The 22,303-nt window shown below is 64.2% G+C and carries 28 protein-coding genes; 13 read left to right on the forward strand and 15 right to left on the reverse strand.

Annotated features, from left to right (window positions below):
• Positions 1 to 81: 81 nt before the first annotated feature.
• Positions 82 to 1,605, reverse strand: coding sequence for a fumarate hydratase (locus WBP06_RS15755; RefSeq protein ID WP_395329663.1), 1,524 nt, complete (start codon positions 1,603 to 1,605; stop codon positions 82 to 84).
• Between the two features lie 298 nt (positions 1,606 to 1,903).
• On the opposite strand from WBP06_RS15755, the gene WBP06_RS15760 reads away from it, so the two are divergent.
• From WBP06_RS15760 to WBP06_RS15780, 5 genes are all read left to right on the forward strand, one after another.
• Entirely contained in the window at positions 1,904 to 2,497 is a 594-nt protein-coding gene (locus tag WBP06_RS15760; RefSeq protein ID WP_395329665.1) for a protein-L-isoaspartate O-methyltransferase, read from the forward strand.
• A gap of 2 nt (positions 2,498 to 2,499) precedes the next feature.
• Positions 2,500 to 3,948 carry a TolC family outer membrane protein gene (locus tag WBP06_RS15765; protein WP_395329667.1) on the forward strand — a complete coding sequence of 483 codons (1,449 nt, stop codon included), beginning with the start codon at positions 2,500 to 2,502 and terminating at the stop codon, positions 3,946 to 3,948.
• A gap of 94 nt (positions 3,949 to 4,042) precedes the next feature.
• Positions 4,043 to 4,498 carry a DUF2497 domain-containing protein gene (locus tag WBP06_RS15770; RefSeq protein ID WP_395329669.1) on the forward strand — a complete coding sequence of 152 codons (456 nt, stop codon included), beginning with the start codon at positions 4,043 to 4,045 and terminating at the stop codon, positions 4,496 to 4,498.
• 74 nt (positions 4,499 to 4,572) lie between these two features.
• Positions 4,573 to 5,004 carry an acyl-CoA thioesterase gene (locus WBP06_RS15775; RefSeq protein WP_395329671.1) on the forward strand — a complete coding sequence of 144 codons (432 nt, stop codon included), beginning with the start codon at positions 4,573 to 4,575 and terminating at the stop codon, positions 5,002 to 5,004.
• Positions 5,001 to 5,390, forward strand: a complete 390-nt coding sequence (locus WBP06_RS15780; protein ID WP_395329673.1) for a (2Fe-2S) ferredoxin domain-containing protein — start codon at positions 5,001 to 5,003, stop codon at positions 5,388 to 5,390. Before WBP06_RS15775 ends, WBP06_RS15780 begins: the two co-directional genes overlap by 4 nt.
• A gap of 3 nt (positions 5,391 to 5,393) precedes the next feature.
• On the opposite strand, the gene WBP06_RS15785 is transcribed toward WBP06_RS15780, so the two are convergent.
• Positions 5,394 to 5,708: a hypothetical protein gene (locus tag WBP06_RS15785; RefSeq protein ID WP_395329675.1), complete on the reverse strand. Its 315-nt coding sequence runs from the start codon at positions 5,706 to 5,708 to the stop codon at positions 5,394 to 5,396.
• A 162-nt stretch (positions 5,709 to 5,870) separates the two neighbouring features.
• Between WBP06_RS15785 and WBP06_RS15790 the strand changes: the two genes are divergently transcribed.
• The 3 genes from WBP06_RS15790 to xth all read left to right on the forward strand — a co-directional run bounded on the left by WBP06_RS15790 (position 5,871) and on the right by xth (position 7,540).
• Positions 5,871 to 6,296 (forward strand): CBS domain-containing protein, encoded by a 426-nt coding sequence (locus WBP06_RS15790; RefSeq protein ID WP_395329677.1) that lies wholly within the window; start codon positions 5,871 to 5,873, stop codon positions 6,294 to 6,296.
• A 141-nt stretch (positions 6,297 to 6,437) separates the two neighbouring features.
• Positions 6,438 to 6,767: an iron-sulfur cluster insertion protein ErpA gene (gene erpA, locus WBP06_RS15795; protein WP_395329679.1), complete on the forward strand. Its 330-nt coding sequence runs from the start codon at positions 6,438 to 6,440 to the stop codon at positions 6,765 to 6,767.
• Positions 6,764 to 7,540, forward strand: a complete 777-nt coding sequence (gene xth / locus WBP06_RS15800) for an exodeoxyribonuclease III (protein WP_395329681.1) — start codon at positions 6,764 to 6,766, stop codon at positions 7,538 to 7,540. The genes erpA and xth overlap by 4 nt, the downstream gene beginning before the upstream one ends.
• A gap of 106 nt (positions 7,541 to 7,646) precedes the next feature.
• On the opposite strand, the gene WBP06_RS15805 is transcribed toward xth, so the two are convergent.
• The 10 genes from WBP06_RS15805 to WBP06_RS15850 form a co-directional block, all read right to left on the reverse strand.
• Positions 7,647 to 8,243 carry a cell wall hydrolase gene (locus WBP06_RS15805; protein ID WP_395329683.1) on the reverse strand — a complete coding sequence of 199 codons (597 nt, stop codon included), beginning with the start codon at positions 8,241 to 8,243 and terminating at the stop codon, positions 7,647 to 7,649.
• Positions 8,244 to 8,484: 241 nt separating this feature from the next.
• Positions 8,485 to 8,817: a DUF1491 family protein gene (locus tag WBP06_RS15810; RefSeq protein ID WP_395329685.1), complete on the reverse strand. Its 333-nt coding sequence runs from the start codon at positions 8,815 to 8,817 to the stop codon at positions 8,485 to 8,487.
• A 1-nt stretch (position 8,818) separates the two neighbouring features.
• Positions 8,819 to 9,304 (reverse strand): PaaI family thioesterase, encoded by a 486-nt coding sequence (locus tag WBP06_RS15815; protein WP_395329687.1) that lies wholly within the window; start codon positions 9,302 to 9,304, stop codon positions 8,819 to 8,821.
• Positions 9,294 to 9,755 (reverse strand): PTS sugar transporter subunit IIA, encoded by a 462-nt coding sequence (locus WBP06_RS15820; RefSeq protein ID WP_395329689.1) that lies wholly within the window; start codon positions 9,753 to 9,755, stop codon positions 9,294 to 9,296. Before WBP06_RS15820 ends, WBP06_RS15815 begins: the two co-directional genes overlap by 11 nt.
• Before the next feature lie 127 nt (positions 9,756 to 9,882).
• Positions 9,883 to 10,452: a ribosome hibernation-promoting factor, HPF/YfiA family gene (gene hpf, locus WBP06_RS15825; RefSeq protein WP_395329691.1), complete on the reverse strand. Its 570-nt coding sequence runs from the start codon at positions 10,450 to 10,452 to the stop codon at positions 9,883 to 9,885.
• A 25-nt stretch (positions 10,453 to 10,477) separates the two neighbouring features.
• Positions 10,478 to 11,161 carry a DNA polymerase III subunit epsilon gene (gene dnaQ / locus WBP06_RS15830; protein ID WP_395329693.1) on the reverse strand — a complete coding sequence of 228 codons (684 nt, stop codon included), beginning with the start codon at positions 11,159 to 11,161 and terminating at the stop codon, positions 10,478 to 10,480.
• A gap of 50 nt (positions 11,162 to 11,211) precedes the next feature.
• The gene (coaE, locus tag WBP06_RS15835) at positions 11,212 to 11,820 is read right to left on the reverse strand and encodes a dephospho-CoA kinase (RefSeq protein WP_395329695.1); all 609 of its coding nucleotides are present in this window, start codon (positions 11,818 to 11,820) and stop codon (positions 11,212 to 11,214) included.
• On the reverse strand, positions 11,817 to 12,695 hold the full coding sequence (locus tag WBP06_RS15840; protein ID WP_395329697.1) for a shikimate dehydrogenase family protein: 879 nt from the start codon (positions 12,693 to 12,695) through the stop codon (positions 11,817 to 11,819). The genes coaE and WBP06_RS15840 overlap by 4 nt, the downstream gene beginning before the upstream one ends.
• Positions 12,692 to 13,276 (reverse strand): Maf family protein, encoded by a 585-nt coding sequence (locus tag WBP06_RS15845; protein WP_395329699.1) that lies wholly within the window; start codon positions 13,274 to 13,276, stop codon positions 12,692 to 12,694. The genes WBP06_RS15840 and WBP06_RS15845 overlap by 4 nt, the downstream gene beginning before the upstream one ends.
• 16 nt (positions 13,277 to 13,292) lie before the next feature.
• Positions 13,293 to 14,138: a pyruvate, water dikinase regulatory protein gene (locus WBP06_RS15850; RefSeq protein WP_395329701.1), complete on the reverse strand. Its 846-nt coding sequence runs from the start codon at positions 14,136 to 14,138 to the stop codon at positions 13,293 to 13,295.
• Positions 14,139 to 14,484: 346 nt separating this feature from the next.
• On the opposite strand from WBP06_RS15850, the gene hemE reads away from it, so the two are divergent.
• From hemE to WBP06_RS15870, 4 genes are all read left to right on the forward strand, one after another.
• The gene (gene hemE / locus WBP06_RS15855) at positions 14,485 to 15,510 is read left to right on the forward strand and encodes a uroporphyrinogen decarboxylase (RefSeq protein ID WP_395329703.1); all 1,026 of its coding nucleotides are present in this window, start codon (positions 14,485 to 14,487) and stop codon (positions 15,508 to 15,510) included.
• Between the two features lie 241 nt (positions 15,511 to 15,751).
• Positions 15,752 to 16,177, forward strand: coding sequence for a CopD family protein (locus tag WBP06_RS15860; protein WP_395329705.1), 426 nt, complete (start codon positions 15,752 to 15,754; stop codon positions 16,175 to 16,177).
• A gap of 218 nt (positions 16,178 to 16,395) precedes the next feature.
• Positions 16,396 to 17,652 carry a transcription termination factor Rho gene (gene rho / locus WBP06_RS15865; RefSeq protein ID WP_395329707.1) on the forward strand — a complete coding sequence of 419 codons (1,257 nt, stop codon included), beginning with the start codon at positions 16,396 to 16,398 and terminating at the stop codon, positions 17,650 to 17,652.
• A gap of 51 nt (positions 17,653 to 17,703) precedes the next feature.
• A complete protein-coding gene (locus WBP06_RS15870; protein WP_395334205.1) occupies positions 17,704 to 18,378 on the forward strand; it encodes a TerC family protein in 675 nt (224 codons plus the stop codon).
• A 238-nt stretch (positions 18,379 to 18,616) separates the two neighbouring features.
• Here WBP06_RS15870 and WBP06_RS15875 read toward each other — a convergent pair whose 3' ends face one another.
• Genes WBP06_RS15875 through WBP06_RS15885 form a run of 3 tightly spaced genes read right to left on the reverse strand, consistent with a single transcriptional unit; the run spans position 18,617 to position 21,896 of the window.
• Positions 18,617 to 19,585, reverse strand: a complete 969-nt coding sequence (locus tag WBP06_RS15875) for a quinone oxidoreductase family protein (protein WP_395329709.1) — start codon at positions 19,583 to 19,585, stop codon at positions 18,617 to 18,619.
• 13 nt (positions 19,586 to 19,598) lie between these two features.
• Complete coding sequence (locus WBP06_RS15880; RefSeq protein ID WP_395329711.1) at positions 19,599 to 21,185, reverse strand: FMN-binding glutamate synthase family protein; 1,587 nt, start codon at positions 21,183 to 21,185, stop codon at positions 19,599 to 19,601.
• Between the two features lie 6 nt (positions 21,186 to 21,191).
• A complete protein-coding gene (locus WBP06_RS15885) occupies positions 21,192 to 21,896 on the reverse strand; it encodes a dienelactone hydrolase family protein (protein ID WP_395329713.1) in 705 nt (234 codons plus the stop codon).
• A 104-nt stretch (positions 21,897 to 22,000) separates the two neighbouring features.
• On the opposite strand from WBP06_RS15885, the gene WBP06_RS15890 reads away from it, so the two are divergent.
• Complete coding sequence (locus WBP06_RS15890) at positions 22,001 to 22,279, forward strand: DUF6489 family protein (protein WP_142636605.1); 279 nt, start codon at positions 22,001 to 22,003, stop codon at positions 22,277 to 22,279.
• Positions 22,280 to 22,303: the final 24 nt, after the last annotated feature.

Below are 22,303 nucleotides of genomic sequence, written 5' to 3' on the forward strand. Positions count from 1 at the left end.
CAATTTCCCTCTTAGGCAAAACAAAGGGGCCGATCCCGCCTTGGGATCGGCCCCTTCGTCATTTCCAATCCCGCGAAAGGATCACGCCGGCAGCAAATGCTCCTTGGCGATCTTTTCCTTCCACACCAGCGGGGCAAGCTGGTGGACGTTCTTGCCCTCGGAATCGACCGCCACGGTCACCGGCATGTCCTTGACGGTGAATTCGTAGATCGCTTCCATGCCCAGATCCGCAAAGCCGACGACCTTGGCTTCCTTGATCGCGCGGGCGACGAGGTAAGCGGCGCCGCCGACGGCCATCAGGTAGGCCGACTTGTGCTTGGCGATGGACTCGGTGGCGGCGGGGCCGCGTTCCGATTTGCCGATGCTGGCCAGCAGGCCAAGGTCGAGCATGGTGTCGGAGAACTTGTCCATGCGGGTCGCGGTGGTCGGGCCGGCCGGGCCAACGACTTCCTCGCGCACCGGATCGACCGGGCCGACGTAGTAGATCACGCGGCCCTTGAAATCGACCGGCAGTTCCTCACCCTTGGCCAGCATGTCGGCAATGCGCTTGTGCGCGGCATCGCGGCCGGTGAGCATCTTGCCGTTCAGCAGCAGGCGATCGCCCTGCTTCCAGCTCTGCACGATTTCGGGGGTAAGGGTGTCGAGATCGACGCGGATGGCGCCGGCATCGGGCGCCCATTCCACCTTCGGCCATTCGTCGAGATTCGGCGTTTCCAGGAAGCTGGGGCCCGAACCGTCCAGCGTGAAGTGCGCGTGGCGGGTGGCGGCGCAGTTGGGGATCATGGCGACGGGCTTGCCGGCGGCGTGGCACGGCCAGTCCATGATCTTCACGTCCAGGATGGTGGCAAGGCCGCCAAGGCCCTGCGCGCCGATGCCGAGGGCGTTCACCTTGTCGAAGATCTCGATGCGCAGCGCCTCGATATCGTTCTGCGGGCCGCGCTGCTTCAGCTGGGCCATGTCGATCGGCTCCATCAGGCTCTGCTTGGCAAGCTTGACGCAGTGCTCGGCCGTGCCGCCGATGCCGATGCCCAACATGCCCGGCGGGCACCAGCCGGCGCCCATCTGGGGCAGCATCTCGATCACCCAGTCGACGATGGAATCGCTGGGATTCATCATCTTGAACTTCGACTTGTTTTCCGAGCCGCCGCCCTTGGCCGCAACGTCGACCGAGACCTTGGAGCCCGGAACCATGCTGACCGAAAGCACCGAAGGCGTGTTGTCCTTGGTGTTGCGACGGGTGAAGGCGGGATCGGCCAGAACCGAAGCGCGCAGCTTGTTCTCGGCATTGTTGTAGGCGCGGCGCACGCCTTCATCGACCACTTCCTGCAGCGACTTCTCGGATTCGAGGCGGCAGTTCTGGCCCCATTCGATGAAGACGTTGACGATGCCGGTGTCCTGGCAGATCGGGCGATGCCCTTCCGCGCACATGCGGCTGTTGGTCAGAATCTGGGCGATGGCATCCTTGGCGGCGGGGCCTTGCTCCGCCTCATAGGCGTCGCCCAGCGCGCGGATATAGTCCATCGGGTGGAAGTAGCTGATGTACTGGAGGGCGTCGGCAACACTCTCGATGAGGTCGTCTTCGCGGATCGTCACCATTTCGGCCATGGAAAGAGCGCTCCCGGTTTCCTGTCGGTTCACGTGATTTTTGCAGGCCCCTTAGACCGAGTTTGGATTTTGCGCAAAAGCGCATTTTCGGCGCAATTGCCGTCAAAAATCGCAAGTGCTCTTTGCAAGTGCCTGTGCCATCGTCCAAACGTCGCGATAGATCGACCAAGGTATTGCAAATGGCTTGGCCTCATTCGCGGCTTGGCCTAGTAAGGCCGCCATCAAGTCCGTCTTTGCGGGGGCTGGAGGCGCGCGTCGCCCCATTCATGCCCGCAACAGCATGAGGAATGGGACCCAAATGACCTTGACCGAGGATCGGTCCGCTGCCGCGGTTGCCCGCCAAGCCATGATCGTCAGCCAGCTGCGCACCAGCGGCGTCAACGAGCCGTGGGTGCTCGAAGCCATGGCCGGCGTCGCGCGTGAGGATTTCGTGCCCGCCGGTATGCGCGATGCCGCCTATATCGACCGCGCGATCGCGCTGGACAACGGCCGTCAGCTCGCCGCTCCGCTGTTCTACGGCCGCCTGCTGGCAGAAGCTGCCCCGACCAGGGACGACAAGGTCCTGCTGGTGGGTGAGGCCAACGGCTATCTCGCCACGCTGCTGCGGCCGCTGGTCGGCTCGCTCGACGTGGTCGATCCGGCTGCCGCCAAGGACGTTGCCAACGGTGGGCACACGCTGCTCGTCATCGACGGCGCGATCGAGGAACTGCCCGCCGCGCTGACCGCGACGCTGGCCGAAGGTGGCCGCGTGGTCACCGGCCTTGTCGTGCGCAACGTTCCGCGTCTGGCCACCGGCCGCAAGACCGCCGGCACGCTGGCGCTGCTGCCGCTGGCCGAAATGGGGATTCCGGTTCTGCCGGAGCTTGCTGCTCCCAAACGCTGGAGCTTCTGAGCATGGCCCGGTTCGCGCTGCGTGCCGGGCTACTCACGGGGGGATGTCTGATTTTTGCGACGGCCAGCGCTCCGGCACTGGCCGACACCCTCCGCGACGCGCTTGTCCTGGCTTATCAGACCAACCCCACGCTTGAGGCGGCGCGTGCCCAGCAGCGCGCCACCGACGAGGGCGTTCCCATCGCCCGGTCCTCCGGCCTGCCCAATCTGGCGGCCAGCAGTTCCATTACCAAGTATGTGGACGCCGGCGTCAACCGGGACGTCCAGCCCACCAAGATTCTCTCGGCCGGTGTCGATCTGGGCGTGCCGATCTATTCGGGCGGTGCGGTGCGCAACAGCGTGGCCGCCGCCAAGATCCGCGTCGAGGCGGGGCAAGCCTCGCTGCGCGGTTCGGAAAGCTCGCTGTTCTCGCAAGTGGTCGGCGCCTACATGGACGTGATCCGGGCAGAGGCGATCGTCGGGCTCAATCGCAAGAACGTGGACGTGCTGAAGGTCAACCTTCAGGCCACCAGCGACCGTTTCCAGATCGGCGAACTGACCCGCACCGACGTGGCCCAGTCGCAGTCGCGCCTGGCAGTGGCTACCGGCGATCTGCGCAGCGCGGAGGCGAACCTTGCCGCCGCACGCGAAACCTATATCCGCTTCGTCGGCAAGGCGCCCGAAAGCCTGGAAACGCCGCCGCCGCTGCCGAACCTTCCGGCCAACCCGGAAGAGGCGACCACCGTCGCGCTCGATGCCAATCCCGATGTGCTGGCGGCGCGCCAGCGCAGCAAGGCCTCGGAAAAGGACATCGACGTGGCCGGCGCCGGCCGCCTGCCGCGCGTCAGCCTGTTCTCGAACGGCGGTTATACCGATTACCTCGGCTCCGCAGATCGGCAGATCACCGGCTACGAACACAACCACACGGTGACCGCAGGGGCCTCGATCTCGATCCCGCTGTTCCAGGGCGGCCTGCCCGCCGCGCAGCGCCGGCAGGCGCAGGCAACCGCCTCCGCCACGCTGGAACAGGAAATCGCCACCGAACGCAGCGTGATCGCGCAAGTGCGTTCGGCCTATACCGCCTGGGTCGCCTCCAACGACCTGATCGTGTCTTCCAAGACCGCGGTCGATGCCGCCTCGCTCAGCCTTGAGGGCGTGCGCGCGGAAAACTCGGTGGGCAACCGCACGATTCTGGATATCCTGAACGCCGAGCAGGAACTGCTGAACGCGCAAGTCGATCTGGTGACGGCGCAGCGCAACGCCTATGTCGCCGGCTTCACCCTGCTGGCCGCGATGGGCCGTGCCGAAGCGCGCGACCTCAATCTGGACGGCGGCGTGCTCTACGATCCGCAGGTCAATTACGACCGCGTGAAGGGCAAGATCTTCGACTGGGACAGCGATCCGGATCCTGTGGCGAAATCGACCCGCACCGTTGACACGCCGGTGCAGGATGGCGAAATTCGCGGGGAGTAACCATCTCTTAACCGTGATTCGGAGAAAGATGGAGGGCGCGCGTCACTACCGGATTCCTCTATAGGATTCGGGGACGGATTATGGGGCAGTTGCAATGCGGCAGAACGGCGAACCTTCGGTCGAGGAGATCCTCCAGTCGATCAAGCAGGTTATCGCGCGTGACAACCGCGCGGCTGCCCGCTCCGAACGCCAGCGCCGCGCCGGAGAACCCGTGCATGAGCCGGTGCGCACCTCGGTGTTCGAGGACGACGTGCTGGAACTGCCCGAAGCCGCCGAACTGGACGACGATATTGCCCTGATCGGGGACGAGCCGGCCCTGCTGGATGATGGCGCCCGCGATTCGATGCGCGAATCGCTGGCCGCGCTTGCCATGCTGTCCGAACCGGGCGTGCCGCCGCAGATCGTCCGCTCGGGCGAAACCTCGCTGGAAGGGCTGACCCGCGAACTGCTGCGCCCGGCACTGGCCGAATGGCTGGACAAGAACCTGCCGCCGATGGTGGAACGCCTTGTCGCGGCCGAGATTGCCCGCATCGTCGGCAAGAAGATCTGAACGGCCCGCCAAATCCGGAATTCGCGCCGGAGTTCCTACTGGACCTCTGACGCCCGGCTTCCTAACTCTGGGCCATGCCAAGACCCGATCCCGCGCTGCTCGATCCCGCGCGTTACCCATTTTCCTGTGACATCGAACCGCGTTTCAGCGACCTCGATCTCAACCACCACATCAACAACGTCGCCATCGCCGGCATGTTGGAAGATGCGCGCGTGCGCTTCTACCGCGCCGCCAGCGCGCCGGACGAGTTTCGCGGCCTGGCGACGATGGTGGCCAGCATCTCGATCGAATATCTGGGCGAGACGCACTACCCCGATACCCTGACTCTACACGGCGCCGTCGAGCATCTCGGCCGCAGCAGCCAGCAACTGGTGCAAGTGGTGACGCAGAACGGCCAGCCGGTGGTGTTCGCGCGCACGGTGATCGTCATGGTCGGCCCAGAAGGCCCCGCGGTACTGCCGGAAAGCTATCGCGCCCGCGCTGCCCAATGGACACTGCGCGCATGACCGCATCCGCCCGCGAGATCGAACAAGCGGCCGAAGCGCTCGCCAAGGCGGGCGGCGATGCCATCCAGCGCCACATCTTCATCTGCGCGGAACCGCAGAAGGGCGAATGCTGCTCTCCCGAAAAGGGCGCGGCGGCATGGAAATACCTGAAGAAGCGGCTGAAGCAGTTGGGGCTGGATGGCCCCAAGCGCGAAAATGGCGGCGGTGTTGCCCGCAGCAAGGCCGATTGCCTGCGCATCTGCTTCGCCGGGCCGGTGGCGGTCGTCTGGCCGGACGGCGTCTGGTATCATTCCTGCACCGAGGACGTGCTGGAAAAGATCATCCAGCAGCATCTGATCGGCGGCCAGCCGGTGGAGGAGTTCCGCCTCCGCCCGAAAGCGGACTGAACCCTACTTTCGCTTTCGCTCATCCTCGGCAGGCCAATCGCCTTCGAACGGATCGACGATCGATTCGTCGTGCCCGGTGCCGCTGGACAGGAAGGCCAGCCCCATCAGGGCGGAAGTCAGCAACATCGTGAAGCCGACTCCCAGGGCGGTGGCGATGTAGAAATGGATCGAAACCATCCCGTTCGACCGATAGAGCAGGATGATCGAGGCCAGCACGAGGCCCACCGTCACCGTCATCATATAGGCCATGATCCGGCGATAGCGCGCCCAGGCATGGGCGGCCTTTTCCGGATCTTCGAGGGGTGAACGCGGGAACATGCGCCCCATTTGGGCCTTTGCGGCCCGCCCCGCAAGCGAATCCCGAAAGCCGCCTATCCGGATGCGATCGAGTGGCGAGGGCGGCCGCGCTATGGTATTCTCTCCTTCCAAGCCAAACGGGAAAACGCCGGGCAGAGGGGCCGAAGAGGGGAGAGAGCGACGATGACGATTGCGCGCATTATCGAGGGCCGTGGCCCCGTTCAGACCTGCCAGATCGATACCGCCGTGGGCGACGCGGCCGGGATTCTGGCCGAGCGCCGGATCGGTGCCCTGCCGATCATGGATGGCGACGAACTGGTCGGCATCTTTTCCGAACGCGATGTGATCTACCGCCTGCATGAGCACGGGCCGGAGATGCTGCGAAAATCGGTGGGCGATGTGATGACGTCCCCCGCGGTGACGGTGGAGCCTTCCACCCCGGTGCTCAGCGCGCTGGCGCTGATGACCCGCCGCCGCATCCGCCATCTGCCGGTGGTGGAACAAGGCCGGATGGTCGGCTTCGTGTCGATCGGCGATCTGGTGAAGTACCGCATCGACAAGGTGGAATCCGAAGCCGCCGCGATGCGCGACTATATCCAGATGGCGTGACGCTGGGCGGGATCGGCGGCCGGAATCGATAGGCGGATCGATAGGCGGATCGGTGGGCTGGGTGACATCCGGCCGCACCGATACGCCTGACGGCAGTCTCGCCACCTTGCCGCAAGGGGCGGCGAAGCCTACATCGCATCCATGGACCAAACCGTTACACTCAGCCCCTCGGCCGCGGCGCGCGTCGCCGCGATTGCCGACAAGCAGGGCAAGCCCGCGATCCTTCGCCTATCGGTGGAAGGCGGCGGCTGCTCGGGCTTTCAGTACAAGTTCGGCCTGGCCGACGCCCCTGAATCCGACGATGCCGTGGCCGAGACCGACGGCGTTCGCCTGGTGGTCGATTCGGTCAGCCTCGATCTCGTCAGCGGCTGCGTGGTCGATTACGTCGAATCGCTGGGAGGCGCCGCCTTCCGGGTCGAAAATCCCAATGCCGCTGCCGGCTGCGGGTGCGGATCCAGCTTCTCCGTATGAAAAAGATCGCCACGTTCAACATCAACGGGGTCAAGGCACGCCTGCCCCGCCTGCTCGAATGGCTGGAGGAAACCCGCCCAGCGGTCGCCTGCCTGCAGGAGATCAAGAGCCAAGATGAAGGCTTCCCGATCGAGGAATTCGAGAAGATCGGATACCAGGGCATCTGGCACGGCCAGAAGGGCTTCAACGGCGTGGCCATCCTGGCCGATGGCGTGAAGCCGGTGGAGATCCAGCGCGGGCTGGAGGGTGAGCCGGAGGACGAGCATTCGCGCTATCTCGAAGCCGATGTCTTCGGAATGCGCGTGGTCTGCATCTACCTGCCCAACGGCAATCCGGTGCCCGGCCCCAAGTTCGATTACAAGCTGCGCTGGATGAACCGTCTGCGCCAGCGCATGGCCGCGATCCGGGCCGAGGAAGTGCCGGCGATCGTCACGGGCGACTACAACGTGATTCCCACCGACCAGGATGTCTGGTCACCGTCCGCAATGGCCGCCGATGCGCTGATGCAGCCGGAATCGCGCGATGCCTATTTCCGCCTGCTGGGCGATGGCTGGACCGACGCGATCGCCACACACAACCCGCGCGGCGGCGTGTGGACCTTCTGGGACTATCAGGCCGGCGCCTGGCAGCGCGATCATGGCTTCCGCATCGACCATGCGCTGCTTTCACCCGAACTGGCAGACCGGCTGGAGACGTGCGGCGTCGACAAGGCCTATCGCGGGCGCGAGAAGGCCAGCGACCATACCCCGGTCTGGGTGCAACTGCGCGACTGACCGCCGGAATCAAGGTGGCACAAAAAGAACGGGGTCCGGAGCCTATCGCTCCGGACCCCGTTCTTTTTTGTCGAAGCAGACGCGGGCAGCCGGCCCGATCCCATCCTCAACGATAGAAGATGTGATCGTCGACCTGGGCGATCTTGGTCAGGCGCCACTTGGGCGACACGCGCTTGGCGTGGAAGTAGAGGGCATCCTGCGCCGCGCTCTTCCAGGTTTCCTCCACCGCGATACGGGCGATGGCAAGCGCTTCATGCCAATCGGCCGAGGCTTCGCGGATACTGGGCATGTGCTTGCCCTGCACGAACGAGAACTGGCCCGGCTGGTAGACCACACCGCAATAGCTGGCGGGGAAGCGGCCGGATTCGGAACGATTGATGATCACGCGGCCAACGGCAAGCTGGCCTTCCTGCGTTTCGCCGCGGGCTTCGAAATAGATCGCACCGGCAAGGCAGCGCATCTCGCGGTCAACCGAGCCGCCGCTGGGCTGCATGGCAACCAGCTCGGCAAGGGAATCGGCGTCCTGCGGATCGCGTTGCGTGGCATCGTCAGCCTGATTGTCCGTCGCATCGTCCCCATCGGTGGGGAGGGACTGGACGACCGGCGTGGAAACGAATGCCGTCGCGTTGTTCATGTTTGCCGAAACCAGAACCGGCTGGTTAGCGGCGGCGCCCGAACCCTGCGCGCTGAAAAGGGCGGTCATAACCGTTGCAGCAAGCGCGACCACGCTTGCCCACTGCATTTTGCTTCGCATTTATTCTTGTTCAAAGGCGGTGAACCGGTCCGACGCAGATGGGAACGTACGCCCATGAAGGACGTTACATTCACACGATCTGCCGACGATCCCCCGTCTGCGTGCTAGCCGGACATGCCTTATTGCTGCCCGACCGCCTGCGCGTGTGTGAAGGGGCCATTAACTTGCAGGGCGTGCAAGTCAACCGCGTTTATGCCCCAATGCCGATGAGCCGTTCGGGTCTTGCGGTGTCCAGTTCGATCACCCACAAATCCGGGTCCTGCCCGGCGCGTCTCTGCACGTACTCGGAAAAGGCACGCGAATCGGCCATTTCCTCGCGCTTGGAACAAGTCCAGGCGCGGGTTCCGTCCATCTGCGGCATACGTTCGTAAGCCCGGCCATCGCGCCCGTTTTCGAGCAGGACGACAAGGATCGTGCCGGCGTCGCGTTCACCTTTTTGTATAACCATCCCAAACCCGCCCGCAGCTTCGGCGGCGCGGATCAGGGCGCTGACCTCCAGATGCGCGGGCAGGCGCGCGTCCATCTCAAGCGGTTCCGGCGTAGCCGGGCAGGCCGGACAGGGCGATGCGCGATCGCATGAAGGTGCCGGTGCCGCGGCCCACTTCATCGCCATCTTCGTCCACCAACCGCGATTCCGCCACCAGCACGCGGCGACGGCCGCTGACCCAGCGGCCTTCGGCAACGATGGTCCCGCCCTTGATCGGCTTGCTGAGCAGCAGGTTGAACGAGGTGGTCAGCAGGAAGCGATCGGTGACGAGGGTGTTGGCCGCGTAGAAGGCGGCGTCGTCCAGCATCTTGAAATAGATCGTGCCATGCGCCGCGCCGGCGGCGTGGAAGCAGGCGGGATCGACGTCGAACGTGATCCGCGCCAGCCCCTCGCCCGGGATTTCCAGGCGCGAGGCGAACAGCCCGTTGATCGGTGCGGAAGCGTAGAGACTTTCGAGCGCGCGCCAGTGCAGGGCGGCGCCGCTGGTATCGGCGCCACCGGCACCGGGTGCGTCAGGCTGCATCGCGATCGATGACGTTGCTGAGCAGGCTGTAGAGCGCCTCGACGCCGGGAGCGTCGATCAGGGCCTCATGCATGCGTTCCTCGCGCATCATGCGCGAGATCGCCGCCAGGGCGTGGAGATGGGTGGCGCCGGCGCCTTCGGGCGAGAGCAGGCCGAACACGATATCGATCGGCTGGCCATCGGCAGCGTCGAATTCGACCGGCGAATCGAGCCGGATGAAGGCGGCGACGGGCCTCGAAAGGCCGGAAAGGCGGGCATGGGGAATCGCGATGCGTCGGCCGAATCCCGTGCTGCCCAGCGCTTCCCGGTCGAGCACGCGCGCAAGCACGACGTCCCGGTCGAGCCCGTAGACTTCGGAGAATATACCGGCCAGGCGTTCCAGAATGGATGCCTTGGTATCCGCGCTGGCTGTCGTGACAGCATCCGGCAGAAGATTGAAAAGACTGCTCATTTCGTTTTCTGGTTCTGGTCTCAGATCGGTTGCCAATGCCTAAACGCTCGCAACCCCCGGTAGGTCCGGGGGCTGCTTACTCTCCTCCGATCAGAAGTGCAGGCGCCGCAAGACGCTGCTGTCGGCGTCAGTGCGGTTCGACCCAGCCAATCGAACCGTCGCCGCGGCGGTAAACCATATTATGCCGGCCAGTGCCAGCATTTTTGAACAGAAGCGCAGCGGTATTGCGCAAGTCCAGCATCATCACGGCGTCCGAAACTGTGGCTTCGGGAACGTCCACGCGGGTCTCGGCAATGACGACGGGCGCATCGGCGTCCAGTTCCTCATCCGCCTCCGCCTGCGGCTCTTCGAAGATGATGTAGGCGGCTTCCTCGACAGCGGCGGCATGGGCGGTCTGTTCGTGCCGATCCTTCAGCCGTCGCTTGTATCGCCGCAACTGCTTGTCGATCTTCTCCGACGCCTGGTCGAGCGCGAGATGCGCGTCCTGCGCCATCCCGGTGGCCTTGAGCACGAGGTTCTGCATCACGTGCATGATGATATCGCAGCGGAAAGCCCCAGCCGGCGCGCGTCCGAACGTGACATGTGACGACAACGCGCGGTTGAAGTACTTGTCTATGATCGTCGTCAGTCGCTCGCTGGCGTGAACCTGCAGGGCCTCACCGGTTTCGACCTGGTGACCGGAGACGCGGATGTCCATGAGCGAATACTCCTCTGCTATTGTATCAGTCACCCCAGAGCGGGGTATCGACCGACTTCAGAAACTCGGCATGAATGACGAGTTCCTCCTCGGTAGCCGCGTGGGGACGCGGCTGGCGGAACGGTCGGTCCTTGCGGGCAAGGACTTTGGTTTCCACCACGATCTCGGTTGCTTCGGCCATCAGTTCGAGACCGATCTGGCGGCCGCCGCGCAGTTCCACGTAGACCTGCGCCAGCAATTCGGCGTCTAGAAGCGCGCCGTGCTTGGTACGATGACTTCGATCAATTCCGTAACGCGTGCAAAGCGCATCGAGCGAAAGCTTGGCGCCCGGATGGCGCACTTTCGCCAGCGCCACGGTATCGACCATGCGCGACTTGTCGACCACGGCCAGACCCAGCAGGCCCAGTTCGTGATTGATGAAGTTAAAGTCGAACCCGGCATTGTGCGCGACCATCGGGCTGTCCTCGATGAAATCGAGGAAATCCTGCGCGCCGGCGGCGAACAGCGGCTTGTCGGCCAGGAAGGCGTCGGACAGGCCGTGCACGGCTTCCGCCTCTGCGGGCATCGTGCGTTCGGGGTTGAAATAGGCGTGATAGCTGCGGCCGGTGAGCACCCGGTTGACCATTTCGATGCAGCCGATTTCGACCAGTCGGTCCCCGGTCTTAGGGTCGAATCCCGTGGTTTCGGTATCGAATATGATCTCTCGCATCTAGACTCATATCTGCCTGCCGAAGCGGGTTCGCAAGGCCCCGGCGCGGATTATTCCTGCTGGCCCAACGCAGCCACGATGCGCTCCACCTCTTCCCGGGTCTCTGCGAGCGACGTTCCGGTATCGATCACGAAGTCCGCCCGGCGCCGCTTTTCCGCGTCCGGAACCTGAAGCGCCAGAATCTGTTCGAATTTTTCCGTGGTCATCCCGGGTCTCGCCAGCACCCGCTGGCGCTGCACCTCCGCCGGGGCGGAGACCACGGCCACTCCGTAGAGACCTTCGTGTCCCCCTTTTTCGTAGAGCAGGGGAATATCGAAGACGACCAGCGGCGCATCGGCATTATCGCGTAGAAAAGCGCGCCGCATGGCGCCGACCGCCGGGTGGACGATCGATTCGAGTCGGCCCAGCGCCTCGCGATTCCCGAAAACCGCCGCGCCCAGTTTCGCCCGGTCGACGCCGTTCGCTCCGGTGGTGCCGGGGAAAGCCGCCTCGATCGCGCCCAGCAGCGCACCGCCCGGACCTTGCAGTTCATGGACGGCGGCATCGGCATCGAACACCGGCACGCCCAGATCGCGCAGCATCGCTGCCACGGTGGACTTGCCCATGCCGATCGAGCCGGTAAGGCCCAGGATTTTCGGGCCGATGCCAGCGCCGTTCATGCCTCCAGCCGCGCGCGCAGTTCGGCGTCGTCCGCCGCGGCGCGCGGGGGCTCTGCATCGAAGAAGCGGCGGAACGCATGGTCGGCCTGGCCGATCAGCATTGCGAGCCCGTCCACCGTCTCGAACCCGGCGGCGCGGGCCGCTTGCAGGAATGCGGTGTCACGCGGGCTGGTGACGATGTCATAGACCACGCTCTTCGGCGGGGCGTGGCTGAAATCGAACGCCAGCGCGTCCTGCCCGGTCATGCCCAGCGGGCTGGCGTTGACGATCACGTCGAAGCACTGCTCGCGATCGTCGAAAGCGAAATCGGTCGGCGCTTCGAAGTGGCCGAGATGAATCGCATGGTGATCGTTCTGCGCGGTCAGCTCGCCCAGCATCGCCTGGGCCTTGGCGGGATCGCGGCCTGCGAGCACGATTACGAAGCCCCGTTCGGCCAGCGCCGCAACGATCGCCCGCGCGGCACCGCCGGTGCCCAGCACACGCGCCATGCGGAACAGGTGAGTCTCGGCCAGCCGCGATTCCAACGGTTCCAGGAAACCCGGTGCATCGGTGTTGTAGCCGGTCAGCGTGCCATCCGCTTCGCGCACAACGGTGTTCACCGCGCCGATCTTCTCCGCCAGCGGGTCCAGCCGATCGAGCAGTGGCAGGATCGCCAGCTTGTGCGGCATCGTCACGTTGCAACCGCGCCAATCCGGATCGGCGCGCCGCATGGCGAGATAGTCGGCCAGCCCTTCTACGGTGACCTGATGGCGATCATACCGGCCCTCGATCCCCAGCTTCTCCAGCCAGAACCCGTGAATCACCGGCGACTTGGACTGGGCGATGGGGTCGCCGATCACTTCAGCGTAAGGCACCGAGGCGCAAGCCTGACTCATTGTTCGATCTCTCCCAGACGGCGCAGCGCCGCCTGCACTTTCAGCAGCGGCATGCCGAGGATGGTGAAATAGTCGCCTTCGATCACGTCGAAAAGCTGCACGCCGCGCGCCTCGATCCGGAATACGCCGACGCAGCCGGCCACTTCGGGCCATTCGGCATCGAGGTAGTGATCGATGAAGGCGTCCGACATGGTGATCACGTGCAGTGACGCCACGGCGTCTTCGGCCCAGACGATCTCGCCATCGCGCGCCAGCGCCGCGGCGCTGTGAAGATTCATCACTTTGCCCGAGAAGAAGCGCAGATGCTCGGCGGCGGCTTCCCGGCTTCCCGGCTTGTCGAACCGGCGGCCGCCGCATTCGACCAGCGAGTCACTGCCCAACACCAGTTCACCGGGCGTTTCGGCCGAAACCGCTAGAGCCTTGGCCTTGGCCAGTTCCAGCGCGATCGCGGCCGGTGCGGCGCCGGCAAGCCCGGCCTCGATCGCACGCTCGTCGACATGCGCGGGCTGGGCACGGAACGGAATCGCGGCGGCTTCGAGCATGGCGCGGCGCGACGCGCTTTGGGATGCGAGTACGATCATCGGAAATTCCTGAGATTCAAACGGGCCCGCCGATATCCGGGTCCTGCGGACCGGCGGCCTTGCGCTCGTTGTAGAGATTGATGATGGCGGCAGCGGTTTCCTCGATCGAGCGGCGCGTCACGTCGATCACCGGCCAGGAATTGTCCGCGAACATGCGGCGTGCATATTTCAGCTCGTTTTCGACCCTTTCGGTCTTCACATAGTCGGTATCGGGCGACTGGCTGAGCGACAGCAGGCGGTTCCGGCGGATCTGGATCAGCCGGTCCGGCGCGGTGGTCAGGCCCACGACCATCGGCCGCTTCAACCCGAACAGGATCAAGGGCGGCGGGCTTTCCACGACGATCGGGATATTCGCCACCTTGTAACCGCGATTGGCGAGATAGATCGAAGTCGGTGTCTTGCTGGTGCGCGACACGCCCGCCAGCACGATATCGGCCTCTTCCCAATCCTCCCAGGCGATGCCGTCGTCATGGGCGATGGTGAACTGAATCGCGTCGACGCGCGCGAAGTAGGCATCGTCCAGCCGATGCTGGCGGCCGGGACGGCCCTTGGCTTCCTGCCCCAGCAGTGCTTCCAGCGCGTCGGTCACCCCATCCAGCACCGCGATCGCCGGCAGGCCCAGCTGCTGGCAGCGTTCTTCCAATCGCCCGCGCGTTTCCTCGTTCACCAGAGTGAAGAACACGAGGCCGGGATTGGCGGCGATCTCACCCATGATCCGGTCGAGATGCTGTTGCGAACGCACCATTGGCCAGAAGTGGCGCAGAACGTCGGAATCGTCGAACTGGGCCAGCGCAGCCTTGGCGATCATCTCCAGCGTTTCGCCGGTTGAATCGGAGAGAAGATGCAGGTGAAATCGCGCCATATCGGCCTTTTCCGGGGTTTTCAGGGGGTTCCACAGGGGTGCTGTGGATATGTCCCGGCATAAACCACGGGATGGATACGGTGACAACTCGGCAGGCCGTTTTCCTCCCCGTTGAACCGATTCAATCGGATGAGTCTTAAACAAGATTCAAATCCCGCCCACACCCTGTGGGTAACCGGGATAAAGAGTCTTTGACTCAGACTCTTCGGAGAGTCGCAGCTGACTCTTGAACCTGTTCAGCCCGGGATAAATCGGGCAGGGTTCAATCGTCCCCGATATCCACAGGGCCAACAGACTCTATCATCCTTTTAAGAATCTTATTTTTTTGGACTGGACCTGAATCTCGATGCCTGGCCTTCTTTTCGACACCCTGCGCAAAACGAACCCGAGCAAGCGCCCGATCTGGCTCATGCGCCAGGCGGGACGGTACCTTCCCGAATATCGCGCCTTGCGCGCCGAAAAGGGCGGATTCCTTGCGTTGGTCTACGATACCGACGCCGCGGCCGAGATTACGATTCAGCCGATCCGTCGTTTCGGATTCGACGGTGCAATCCTGTTTTCCGATATCCTGATCGTGCCTTACGCGATGGGGCAGGACTTGCAGTTCCTGGCCGGGGAAGGCCCGAAACTGACTCCGCGCCTGGTCGACAGCGCGCTGAGCGGACTCACCGCCGTGCCCGAACGGCTGACTCCGATCTACGAGACGGTGCGCAAGGTTCGTGCTGCCCTTGATGCGGACAAGACCATGCTCGGCTTCGCAGGAAGCCCCTGGACGGTCGCCACGTACATGTGCGCGGGCGAGGGCAGCCGGGACCAGCATGAGACTCGCGCCATGGCCTATCGCGACCCTGCGGCGTTTCAGGAGATCATTCAGGCTATCGTGGGGGTGACTGTCGAATATCTCAGTGGCCAGATTCAGGCCGGGGCTGAGGCCGTGCAGTTGTTCGATTCATGGGCGGGATCGCTTTCGCCAGCCCAGTTCGAGCAATGGGTGATCGCGCCCAATGCCGCCATCGTCGACGCGGTGAAGGCGCGCCATCCGGAGACTCCGATCATCGGCTTCCCCAAGGGATCGGGCGAAAAATTGCCCGCTTATGCCCGCGAGACCGGGGTGGACGCGGTCGGAATCGATGAAACGATAGACCCCATCTGGGCCGCGCGCGAATTGCCGCAGGGCCTGCCGGTGCAAGGGAATCTCGATCCGCTGCTACTGCTTTCGGGCGGTGCGGAGCTGGAATCGGGGGCGCGGCGCGTGCTCGATGCCTTTGCCGATCGGCCGCACGTATTCAACCTGGGCCACGGAATCGGCCAGTTCACCCCGATCGAGCATGTCGAGGCCCTGCTGCGCATCGTCCAGGGCTGGTCGCGGTAAACCCGTCCTCCCCGATACGGGGAGGGGGACCGCCCGAAGGGTGGTGGAGGGGACTCGCGGTTTACGCAAAGGCGGCATGAGGACGCCAATCCCCTCCGTCAGACGCTTCGCGTCTGCCACCTCCTCGTACCGGGGAGGACAAAATGTCCCTTGGAATCACCTTGAACCGGGCGGACCAAGCGTGCAGGAGGGCCTCTCCGCTTCACCGAGACTCCGTGCGCCGATGCAGGAAACGCTTTCCATGCTCTATCTCTGGCTCAAGGCCGGACATGTCATTTTCGTGATCTTCTGGATGGCCGGCCTGTTCATGCTGCCGCGCTATTTCGTCTATCATCAGGAAGCGGAACCCGGCTCGGCGGAAGCGGCGCGCTGGATCGATCGCGAGGCGAAGCTGCGCAAGATCATCCTGACGCCTTCGCTGATCATGGTGTGGATCTTCGGAATCGCCACGGCCTTCTCGATCGACGCCTGGAGCCAGGGCTGGCTGCACGCCAAGCTGTTGTTCGTGCTGGGTCTTTCCGGATACCACGGCTGGCTGGTGGGCTATGCGAAGAAGCTGGCCAAGGGCGAACGCACGCTGACCGGCAAGCAGCTTCGCCTGCTGAACGAGATTCCCGGGCTTGCCGCCGCGGTCATCGTCGTGCTGGTGGTCGTCAAGCCGTTCTGATCGCGAGTCGTCGGCTTCAGCCGTCACAAAGTATCGTTTGGGCGCAGGCCGCGTCCGGCTTGTGGATCGCGCGTTGACCGAACGCGGCGGAATCCCTATCTGAGCCTTGTCCCGGCACAGGGCGGCGAGCCCATTTCTCCTGCCCGGATCCGCTTTCCCCAAGCCCATCCGATCCGCCGGCCGACTCCCAAGAAATTTCCATTCGGAAACCAGAAAAGATGCATCTCAAGGAACTTAAAAAGAAATCGTCGGCCGATCTGGTCGAAATGGCGGAGGAACTCGGCGTAGAAGGCGCATCGACGCTCCGCCGACAGGACCTGATGTTCGCCATTCTCAAGGAAGTGGCCGAAGACGGTGAGGAAATCATCGGACAGGGCACGATCGAAGTGCTGCCGGACGGCTTCGGCTTCCTGCGCAGCCCCGAGGCGAACTACCTGGCCGGTCCGGACGACATCTACGTTTCGCCCAACCAGGTCCGCAAATGGGGCCTGCGCACGGGTGACACCGTGGAAGGCGAAATCCGCGCGCCCAAGGACGGCGAGCGCTACTTCGCCATCACCAAGCTCATCAGCGTCAACTTCGACGATCCGGACGTGGTGCGCCACCGCGTCAACTTCGACAACCTGACGCCGCTCTATCCCGATCAGCGCCTGAAGCTCGACAGCCTGGACCCCACGGTCAAGGACAAGTCGGCCCGCGTGATCGACCTGATCTCGCCGCAGGGCAAGGGCCAGCGCGCCCTGATCGTGGCGCCGCCGCGCACAGGTAAGACCGTGCTGCTGCAGAACATGGCCAAGGCCATCACCGACAACCATCCGGAAGTCTTCCTTCTCGTGCTGCTCGTCGACGAGCGTCCGGAAGAAGTCACCGACATGCAGCGTTCGGTGAAGGGCGAGGTCATCTCCTCCACCTTCGACGAACCCGCCCAGCGCCACGTTCAGGTCGCGGAAATGGTGATCGAGAAGGCGAAGCGCCTGGTCGAGCACAAGCGCGACGTGGTCATCCTGCTGGACTCGATCACCCGCCTTGGCCGCGCCTACAACACCGTGGTGCCCAGCTCGGGCAAGGTGTTGACCGGCGGCGTCGACGCGAACGCCCTGCAGCGCCCCAAGCGCTTCTTCGGCGCCGCGCGTAACATCGAGGAGGGCGGTTCGCTCTCCATCATCGCCACGGCCCTGATCGACACCGGCAGCCGCATGGACGAAGTCATCTTCGAAGAGTTCAAGGGCACCGGTAACTCGGAAATCGTCCTGGATCGCAAGGTGGCAGACAAGCGCATCTTCCCGGCACTGGACGTCGGCAAGTCCGGCACCCGCAAGGAAGAACTGCTGGTTCCGAAGGACCAGCTCACCAAGATGTGGGTGCTGCGCCGCATCCTCATGCAGATGGGCACCGTCGACGCGATGGAATTCCTGCTCGACAAGATGAAGGACTCCAAGACCAACGAGGACTTCTTCGCTACGATGAACCAGTAAGAGGGGCTCGGGGGCTTGAGCATTCTCGATACGCTTGTTGCCACCTCTTCCATGGGTGGCCCGGCGGAAATCTGGCAGCACATCGTCAACGATTTCTCGAACCTGGGGACGCCGGCAGCGATGTCGGCGTTCCTCCAGGTCCTGATGATCGACGTGGTGCTGGCGGGCGACAACGCCATCGTCGTCGGTGCACTGGCCGCGGGGCTGCCGGCGGACCAGCGCAAGAAGGTCATCGCCATCGGTGTGATCGCGGCGCTGGTGCTGCGCATCGCCTTCGCCTTGGTGGTGACCTGGCTGCTGGGCCTTGTCGGCCTGATCTTCGCGGGTGGCCTGCTGCTGCTGTGGGTGGCGTGGAAGATGTACCGCGAGATTCGGGGCGGTGACCACTTGGGTTCCCCGGAGATCGAGGGGGACGACCATTCGGGCGTCCGTCCGGCCAAGAGCTTCGCCGGCGCGGCGCTCTCGGTGGCGGTGGCGGACATCTCGATGTCGATCGACAATGTCCTCGGCGTCGCCGGTGCGGCACGCGACCATCCGGGGATTCTGATCGTCGGACTGATCTTCGCGGTGGCGCTGATGGGCGTGGCGGCAAACTTCATCGCCCGCTACATCGAACGCTATCGCTGGATCGCCTGGATCGGGCTTGCCGTGATCCTCTATGTGGCCGCAAAGATGATCTACGAAGGCTGGACCGACCCGCAGCTGGGTATCATCACCCTGATGTGATTGGGCGGTGCGTGAAACAGAAAAAGGGCCCGGAGGCTTCGGCTTCCGGGCCCTTTTTCTGTTGTGAGGAACTAGATTCGCACACTGTGCTTGCTGTTATATTCGTCGTCGCCCCTGCGAAGGCGGGGCCCCGGCTTTCTTCGCGCCCCGATAGCAAGAACAAGCGGGATCCCCGCCTTCGCGGGGATGACGGGTTAGTGCAGGTGATGGGGCACGGAAAACTGGCCGTAAACGGGTCTTACGGCACCAGGACCGTGGAACCGGTGGTCGCCCTCGATTCCAGCGCTCGATGCGCTTCAGTGGCGTCCTGAAGGGCGAATGTCTGGCCGATCGTGGGTTTGAGCACGCCATGGGCGATCCGGTCGAACAGCTTCTTCGCGCTGATCGCCAGTTCTTCCGGTGTGGCGACATAATCCGCCAGAGTCGGACGGGTGAGATAGAGCGAGCCGGCCCGCATCAGATCGAGCGGGGGCAGCGCAGGCACCGGGCCGGAGGCATTGCCATAGGTCACCATCAGCCCACGCCGACGCAGCGAGGCCAGCGAGGCGGACCATGAATTGGCGCCGACCCCGTCGTAGACGACATGGCACATCGCGCCCCCGGTGATTTCCCGAATCTTCTTCGGCAAGTCACTGAAATCGCAATAGAGCGAATGCTCGCCGGGAACTCGCGCGGCCTTCTCGGCCGATCCGGAATGGGCGATCACCGTCACCCCCTTGTCGAGCAGCCAGGGCACCAGCAGCGAGCCGACTCCGCCGGCTGCCGAATGGACCAGCGCGACATGACCGGCAGTAGCCGGGAAGGTGTCCTCTGCCAGATAGCAAGCGGTCAGGCCCTTCAGCATGACGGCGGCGGCGATTTCGGGCGCGATGCCATCGGGGATGCGCATGGCCTTGTCCGCCTTGAGCAAGCGATGCGTGGCATAGGCCCCGCCGGCGCTGGTGGTGCCGACGCGCTCTCCCACCACGAAATCGGATACGCCATCGCCCAGCGCGACGATCCGGCCGACGCTTTCGGAGCCGAGGCTGATCGGCAGCGGATCGGGATAGAGGCCCTTGCGATAGTAAGTGTCGATGAAGTTGAGGCCGACAGCCTCGGTCTCGATCACCATTTCGCCGGGACCGGGGACGGGGACGGTGAAGTCTTCCCGCTCGATCACTTCGGGGCCGCCGTGGCGGCGGGCGATCATCCGATATCCGGTGGTCATGGCATCAGGTCCTTCAGAACACGCGGCGGAAGGTATCCGCCCGCGCAACCTTCCACGCGCGCACATAGGGCGTGGAGTCGGGATCGGCGAGCAGTTCGCCGGGTTTCAGGAAACGATAGACTTCGTCCAGCGGGCCGGCCTTGGCGCTGTCTATCCGCTGGTACATGTCGTGCTGGTTGAGATCCCAGGGACTGTCATAACCCATGGAGACGACGATCTCGCGCAGGGCCTTCAGCGTTTCCTTCTGGAAGCGGGCAACGCGTTCGGCCTTGTCTTCCACCACCAGGCCGCGCTGGCGCCAGAACGACTGGGTGGCCACGCCGGTCGGGCATTCGCCGGTGTGGCACTTCATCGATTGCACGCAACCGAGCGAGAACATGAAGGCGCGCGCGGCATTGCACCAGTCGGCCCCCAGTGCGAAAGCGCGCGCCATGCCGGCACCCGAATGAACCTTGCCCGATGCGCCGATGCGTACCCGATCCTTCAGGTTCGCGCCGACCAGAGCATTGCGGACCAGCATCAGCCCTTCGCGCAGCGGCATGCCGACATTGTCGGTCAATTCCTGCGGCGCCGCGCCGGTGCCACCCTCGGCGCCATCGACGACGATGAAGTCTGGGGTGATTCCGGTTTCGATCATGGCCTTCACGATGGCCATGACCTCATGCGGCTGGCCGACGCAGAGCTTCATGCCGGCCGGCTTCCCGCCCGACAGTTCGCGCAGTTGGACGATCCATTCGAGCAGTTCGATCGGCGTGGAGAAGGCCGAATGCGCGGCGGGGGAGAGGCAGTCCTTGCCCGCTTCCACCTTGCGCGTTTCGGCAATCTCCTTCGTCACCTTGGGGCCGGGCAGAACGCCACCGTGGCCGGGCTTGGCGCCCTGGCTCAGCTTGATCTCCACCATCTTGACCTGATCGCTCTGCGCTTGTTCGGCAAAGAGGTCGGGGTCGAAGGTGCCGTCCTGATGGCGGCAGCCGAAATAGCCGCTGCCCAGTTCCCAGATCAGGTCGCCGCCATAAGTGCGGTGGTAGGGGCTGATCGATCCTTCGCCGGTATCATGCGCGAAGCCGCCCATCGCCGCGCCCTTGTTCAGCGCCTCGATCGCGTTGGCGGACAGCGAGCCGAAGCTCATGGCGGAGATATTGAGCAAGGCGCTTTCGTAAGGCTTGCTGCATTCGCGGCCACCGATCTTCACGCGCCAGTCTTTCGGCGCCTTCTCGTTCGGGGCGATCGAGTGGCCCAGCCATTCGTACTCGTCCGAATAGACGTCCAGTTCGGTACCCATCGGATGGGAATCGATCTCGCCCTTGGCGCGGGCATAGACCAGGCTGCGCTCCTCCACCGTGAAGGGCCGACCTTCGCGATCGCCCTCGACGATATAGGCGCGCAGGTAAGGGCGCAGGTCTTCGAACAACCAGCGGACGCGCGCGATGAGGGGGTAGTTGCGTCTCAGCGCGTGGCGGCCCTGCACGAAGTCCCAGAGGGTCAGCAGCAGGACCGGCACCATGAGCCACAAGGCCCAGCGCCACGAGGGGGTGAACCAGCAGGCAGCCGTCAGAGCGACGACTGCCAGCGGCACGGCGTAGCGCGGGGCTATGGTCATCGGAACTTAGCCGATGTGCTCCGCGAAGAACGCCTGGGTTCGACCATCGGCCAGTTCGGCGCCGGCTTCGTCGCGACGTTCGCCGATCTCTGCCGCGAAACCGTGGTCCAGCCCCTCGTAGTCCCAGAGGGTGACGCGCGGGTGATCGTCCAGCCCTTCGTGAATCGCCTTCTGCGCGGCAGCGTCGACGAAGTGGTCGGCGGTGGGAATGTGCAGCATTAGCGGACGGGCGATCGCGTGCTTCTCGTTGAGCATCTGGTCGATCATCACGCCGTAGTAACCGACCGAAGCATCGATGTCGGTGCGCGCGGCCACCATGTAGGCAATGCGCCCGCCCATGCAGAATCCGACGAGGCCAACCTTGGCTACGCCTTGCTCGCGGCGGATCCAGTGAATCACCGCCTCAAGATCGCGCATGCCCAGATCGAAGTCGTGCGCCATCATGTGGCCGACGGCTTCCTTGAATTCCGCCTCGACATAGGGGCTCAGTTCGATGCCCGGCTTCTGGCGCCAGAAGGTGTCGGGCGCGACGGCAAGGTAACCGCGCGCCGCCCAGCTATCTGCCTTCTGGCGGATGCCGGCATCGACGCCGAAGATTTCCTGCTGGACGATGATCGCGCCGCGCGGGGTGCCTTCCGGGCGGGCGACATAAGCGGGAATCGTGCCATCGTGATCGAGCGTGGGGATTTCGGTGTTGGTGTTCGTCGTCATGGGGGACTCTCCTGCAGGCCGTTTGGCCGAGTTAGGCACGGGTGATGGACTTTGCCAACGCCCTGTGTCAGCTATGATGCAGAAATTCCAAGAGGGAGGCCGTCATGAAGGTCAATGTCGAGGTCGAATGCTCGCCCGAAGAGGCCCGACGCTTCCTGGGTCTGCCCGATGTGACCAAGGCCAACGAAGTCTACGTCGATGCGCTCAGCAAGGCGATGCAGGGCGTGGGCAGCGTGGACCAGCTTCAGGAACTGACCAAGCAGGTCGCGCCGATGGGCGAATTCGGGCTGAAGCTGTTCCAGCAGCTGATGGAAAGCGGTGCGGCCATGGCGCTGAGCGGCGTGCTCAATCCGCAGGGCGGCAAGCCCAAGAAGGACAACTGAGCCTTCACGCGCTGATCCGGTCAG

It is taken from the genome of Novosphingobium mississippiense (genome assembly GCF_044029535.1).
GTDB lineage: Bacteria > Pseudomonadota > Alphaproteobacteria > Sphingomonadales > Sphingomonadaceae > Novosphingobium.

What these genes read in the sequence shown, in the direction of transcription:
- WBP06_RS15860 (WP_395329705.1), top strand. Translation starts at nt 15,752, where the DNA reads ATGCTCTATCTCTGGCTCAAGGCCGGACATGTCATTTTCGTGATCTTC.
- WBP06_RS15765 (WP_395329667.1), top strand. Translation starts at nt 2,500, where the DNA reads ATGGCCCGGTTCGCGCTGCGTGCCGGGCTACTCACGGGGGGATGTCTG.
- coaE (WP_395329695.1), bottom strand. Translation starts at nt 11,820, where the DNA reads ATGAACGGCGCTGGCATCGGCCCGAAAATCCTGGGCCTTACCGGCTCG.
- WBP06_RS15880 (WP_395329711.1), bottom strand. Translation starts at nt 21,185, where the DNA reads ATGACCATAGCCCCGCGCTACGCCGTGCCGCTGGCAGTCGTCGCTCTG.
- WBP06_RS15890 (WP_142636605.1), top strand. Translation starts at nt 22,001, where the DNA reads ATGAAGGTCAATGTCGAGGTCGAATGCTCGCCCGAAGAGGCCCGACGC.
- WBP06_RS15820 (WP_395329689.1), bottom strand. Translation starts at nt 9,755, where the DNA reads ATGAGCAGTCTTTTCAATCTTCTGCCGGATGCTGTCACGACAGCCAGC.
- WBP06_RS15875 (WP_395329709.1), bottom strand. Translation starts at nt 19,585, where the DNA reads ATGACCACCGGATATCGGATGATCGCCCGCCGCCACGGCGGCCCCGAA.
- WBP06_RS15790 (WP_395329677.1), top strand. Translation starts at nt 5,871, where the DNA reads ATGACGATTGCGCGCATTATCGAGGGCCGTGGCCCCGTTCAGACCTGC.
- WBP06_RS15810 (WP_395329685.1), bottom strand. Translation starts at nt 8,817, where the DNA reads ATGGACGCGCGCCTGCCCGCGCATCTGGAGGTCAGCGCCCTGATCCGC.
- WBP06_RS15760 (WP_395329665.1), top strand. Translation starts at nt 1,904, where the DNA reads ATGACCTTGACCGAGGATCGGTCCGCTGCCGCGGTTGCCCGCCAAGCC.
- WBP06_RS15780 (WP_395329673.1), top strand. Translation starts at nt 5,001, where the DNA reads ATGACCGCATCCGCCCGCGAGATCGAACAAGCGGCCGAAGCGCTCGCC.
- WBP06_RS15755 (WP_395329663.1), bottom strand. Translation starts at nt 1,605, where the DNA reads ATGGCCGAAATGGTGACGATCCGCGAAGACGACCTCATCGAGAGTGTT.
- WBP06_RS15770 (WP_395329669.1), top strand. Translation starts at nt 4,043, where the DNA reads ATGCGGCAGAACGGCGAACCTTCGGTCGAGGAGATCCTCCAGTCGATC.
- dnaQ (WP_395329693.1), bottom strand. Translation starts at nt 11,161, where the DNA reads ATGCGAGAGATCATATTCGATACCGAAACCACGGGATTCGACCCTAAG.
- WBP06_RS15815 (WP_395329687.1), bottom strand. Translation starts at nt 9,304, where the DNA reads ATGCAGCCTGACGCACCCGGTGCCGGTGGCGCCGATACCAGCGGCGCC.
- WBP06_RS15840 (WP_395329697.1), bottom strand. Translation starts at nt 12,695, where the DNA reads ATGAGTCAGGCTTGCGCCTCGGTGCCTTACGCTGAAGTGATCGGCGAC.
- xth (WP_395329681.1), top strand. Translation starts at nt 6,764, where the DNA reads ATGAAAAAGATCGCCACGTTCAACATCAACGGGGTCAAGGCACGCCTG.
- WBP06_RS15775 (WP_395329671.1), top strand. Translation starts at nt 4,573, where the DNA reads ATGCCAAGACCCGATCCCGCGCTGCTCGATCCCGCGCGTTACCCATTT.
- WBP06_RS15785 (WP_395329675.1), bottom strand. Translation starts at nt 5,708, where the DNA reads ATGTTCCCGCGTTCACCCCTCGAAGATCCGGAAAAGGCCGCCCATGCC.
- WBP06_RS15850 (WP_395329701.1), bottom strand. Translation starts at nt 14,138, where the DNA reads ATGGCGCGATTTCACCTGCATCTTCTCTCCGATTCAACCGGCGAAACG.
- WBP06_RS15870 (WP_395334205.1), top strand. Translation starts at nt 17,704, where the DNA reads ATGGGTGGCCCGGCGGAAATCTGGCAGCACATCGTCAACGATTTCTCG.
- erpA (WP_395329679.1), top strand. Translation starts at nt 6,438, where the DNA reads ATGGACCAAACCGTTACACTCAGCCCCTCGGCCGCGGCGCGCGTCGCC.
- WBP06_RS15845 (WP_395329699.1), bottom strand. Translation starts at nt 13,276, where the DNA reads ATGATCGTACTCGCATCCCAAAGCGCGTCGCGCCGCGCCATGCTCGAA.
- hpf (WP_395329691.1), bottom strand. Translation starts at nt 10,452, where the DNA reads ATGGACATCCGCGTCTCCGGTCACCAGGTCGAAACCGGTGAGGCCCTG.
- WBP06_RS15885 (WP_395329713.1), bottom strand. Translation starts at nt 21,896, where the DNA reads ATGACGACGAACACCAACACCGAAATCCCCACGCTCGATCACGATGGC.
- hemE (WP_395329703.1), top strand. Translation starts at nt 14,485, where the DNA reads ATGCCTGGCCTTCTTTTCGACACCCTGCGCAAAACGAACCCGAGCAAG.
- rho (WP_395329707.1), top strand. Translation starts at nt 16,396, where the DNA reads ATGCATCTCAAGGAACTTAAAAAGAAATCGTCGGCCGATCTGGTCGAA.
- WBP06_RS15805 (WP_395329683.1), bottom strand. Translation starts at nt 8,243, where the DNA reads ATGACCGCCCTTTTCAGCGCGCAGGGTTCGGGCGCCGCCGCTAACCAG.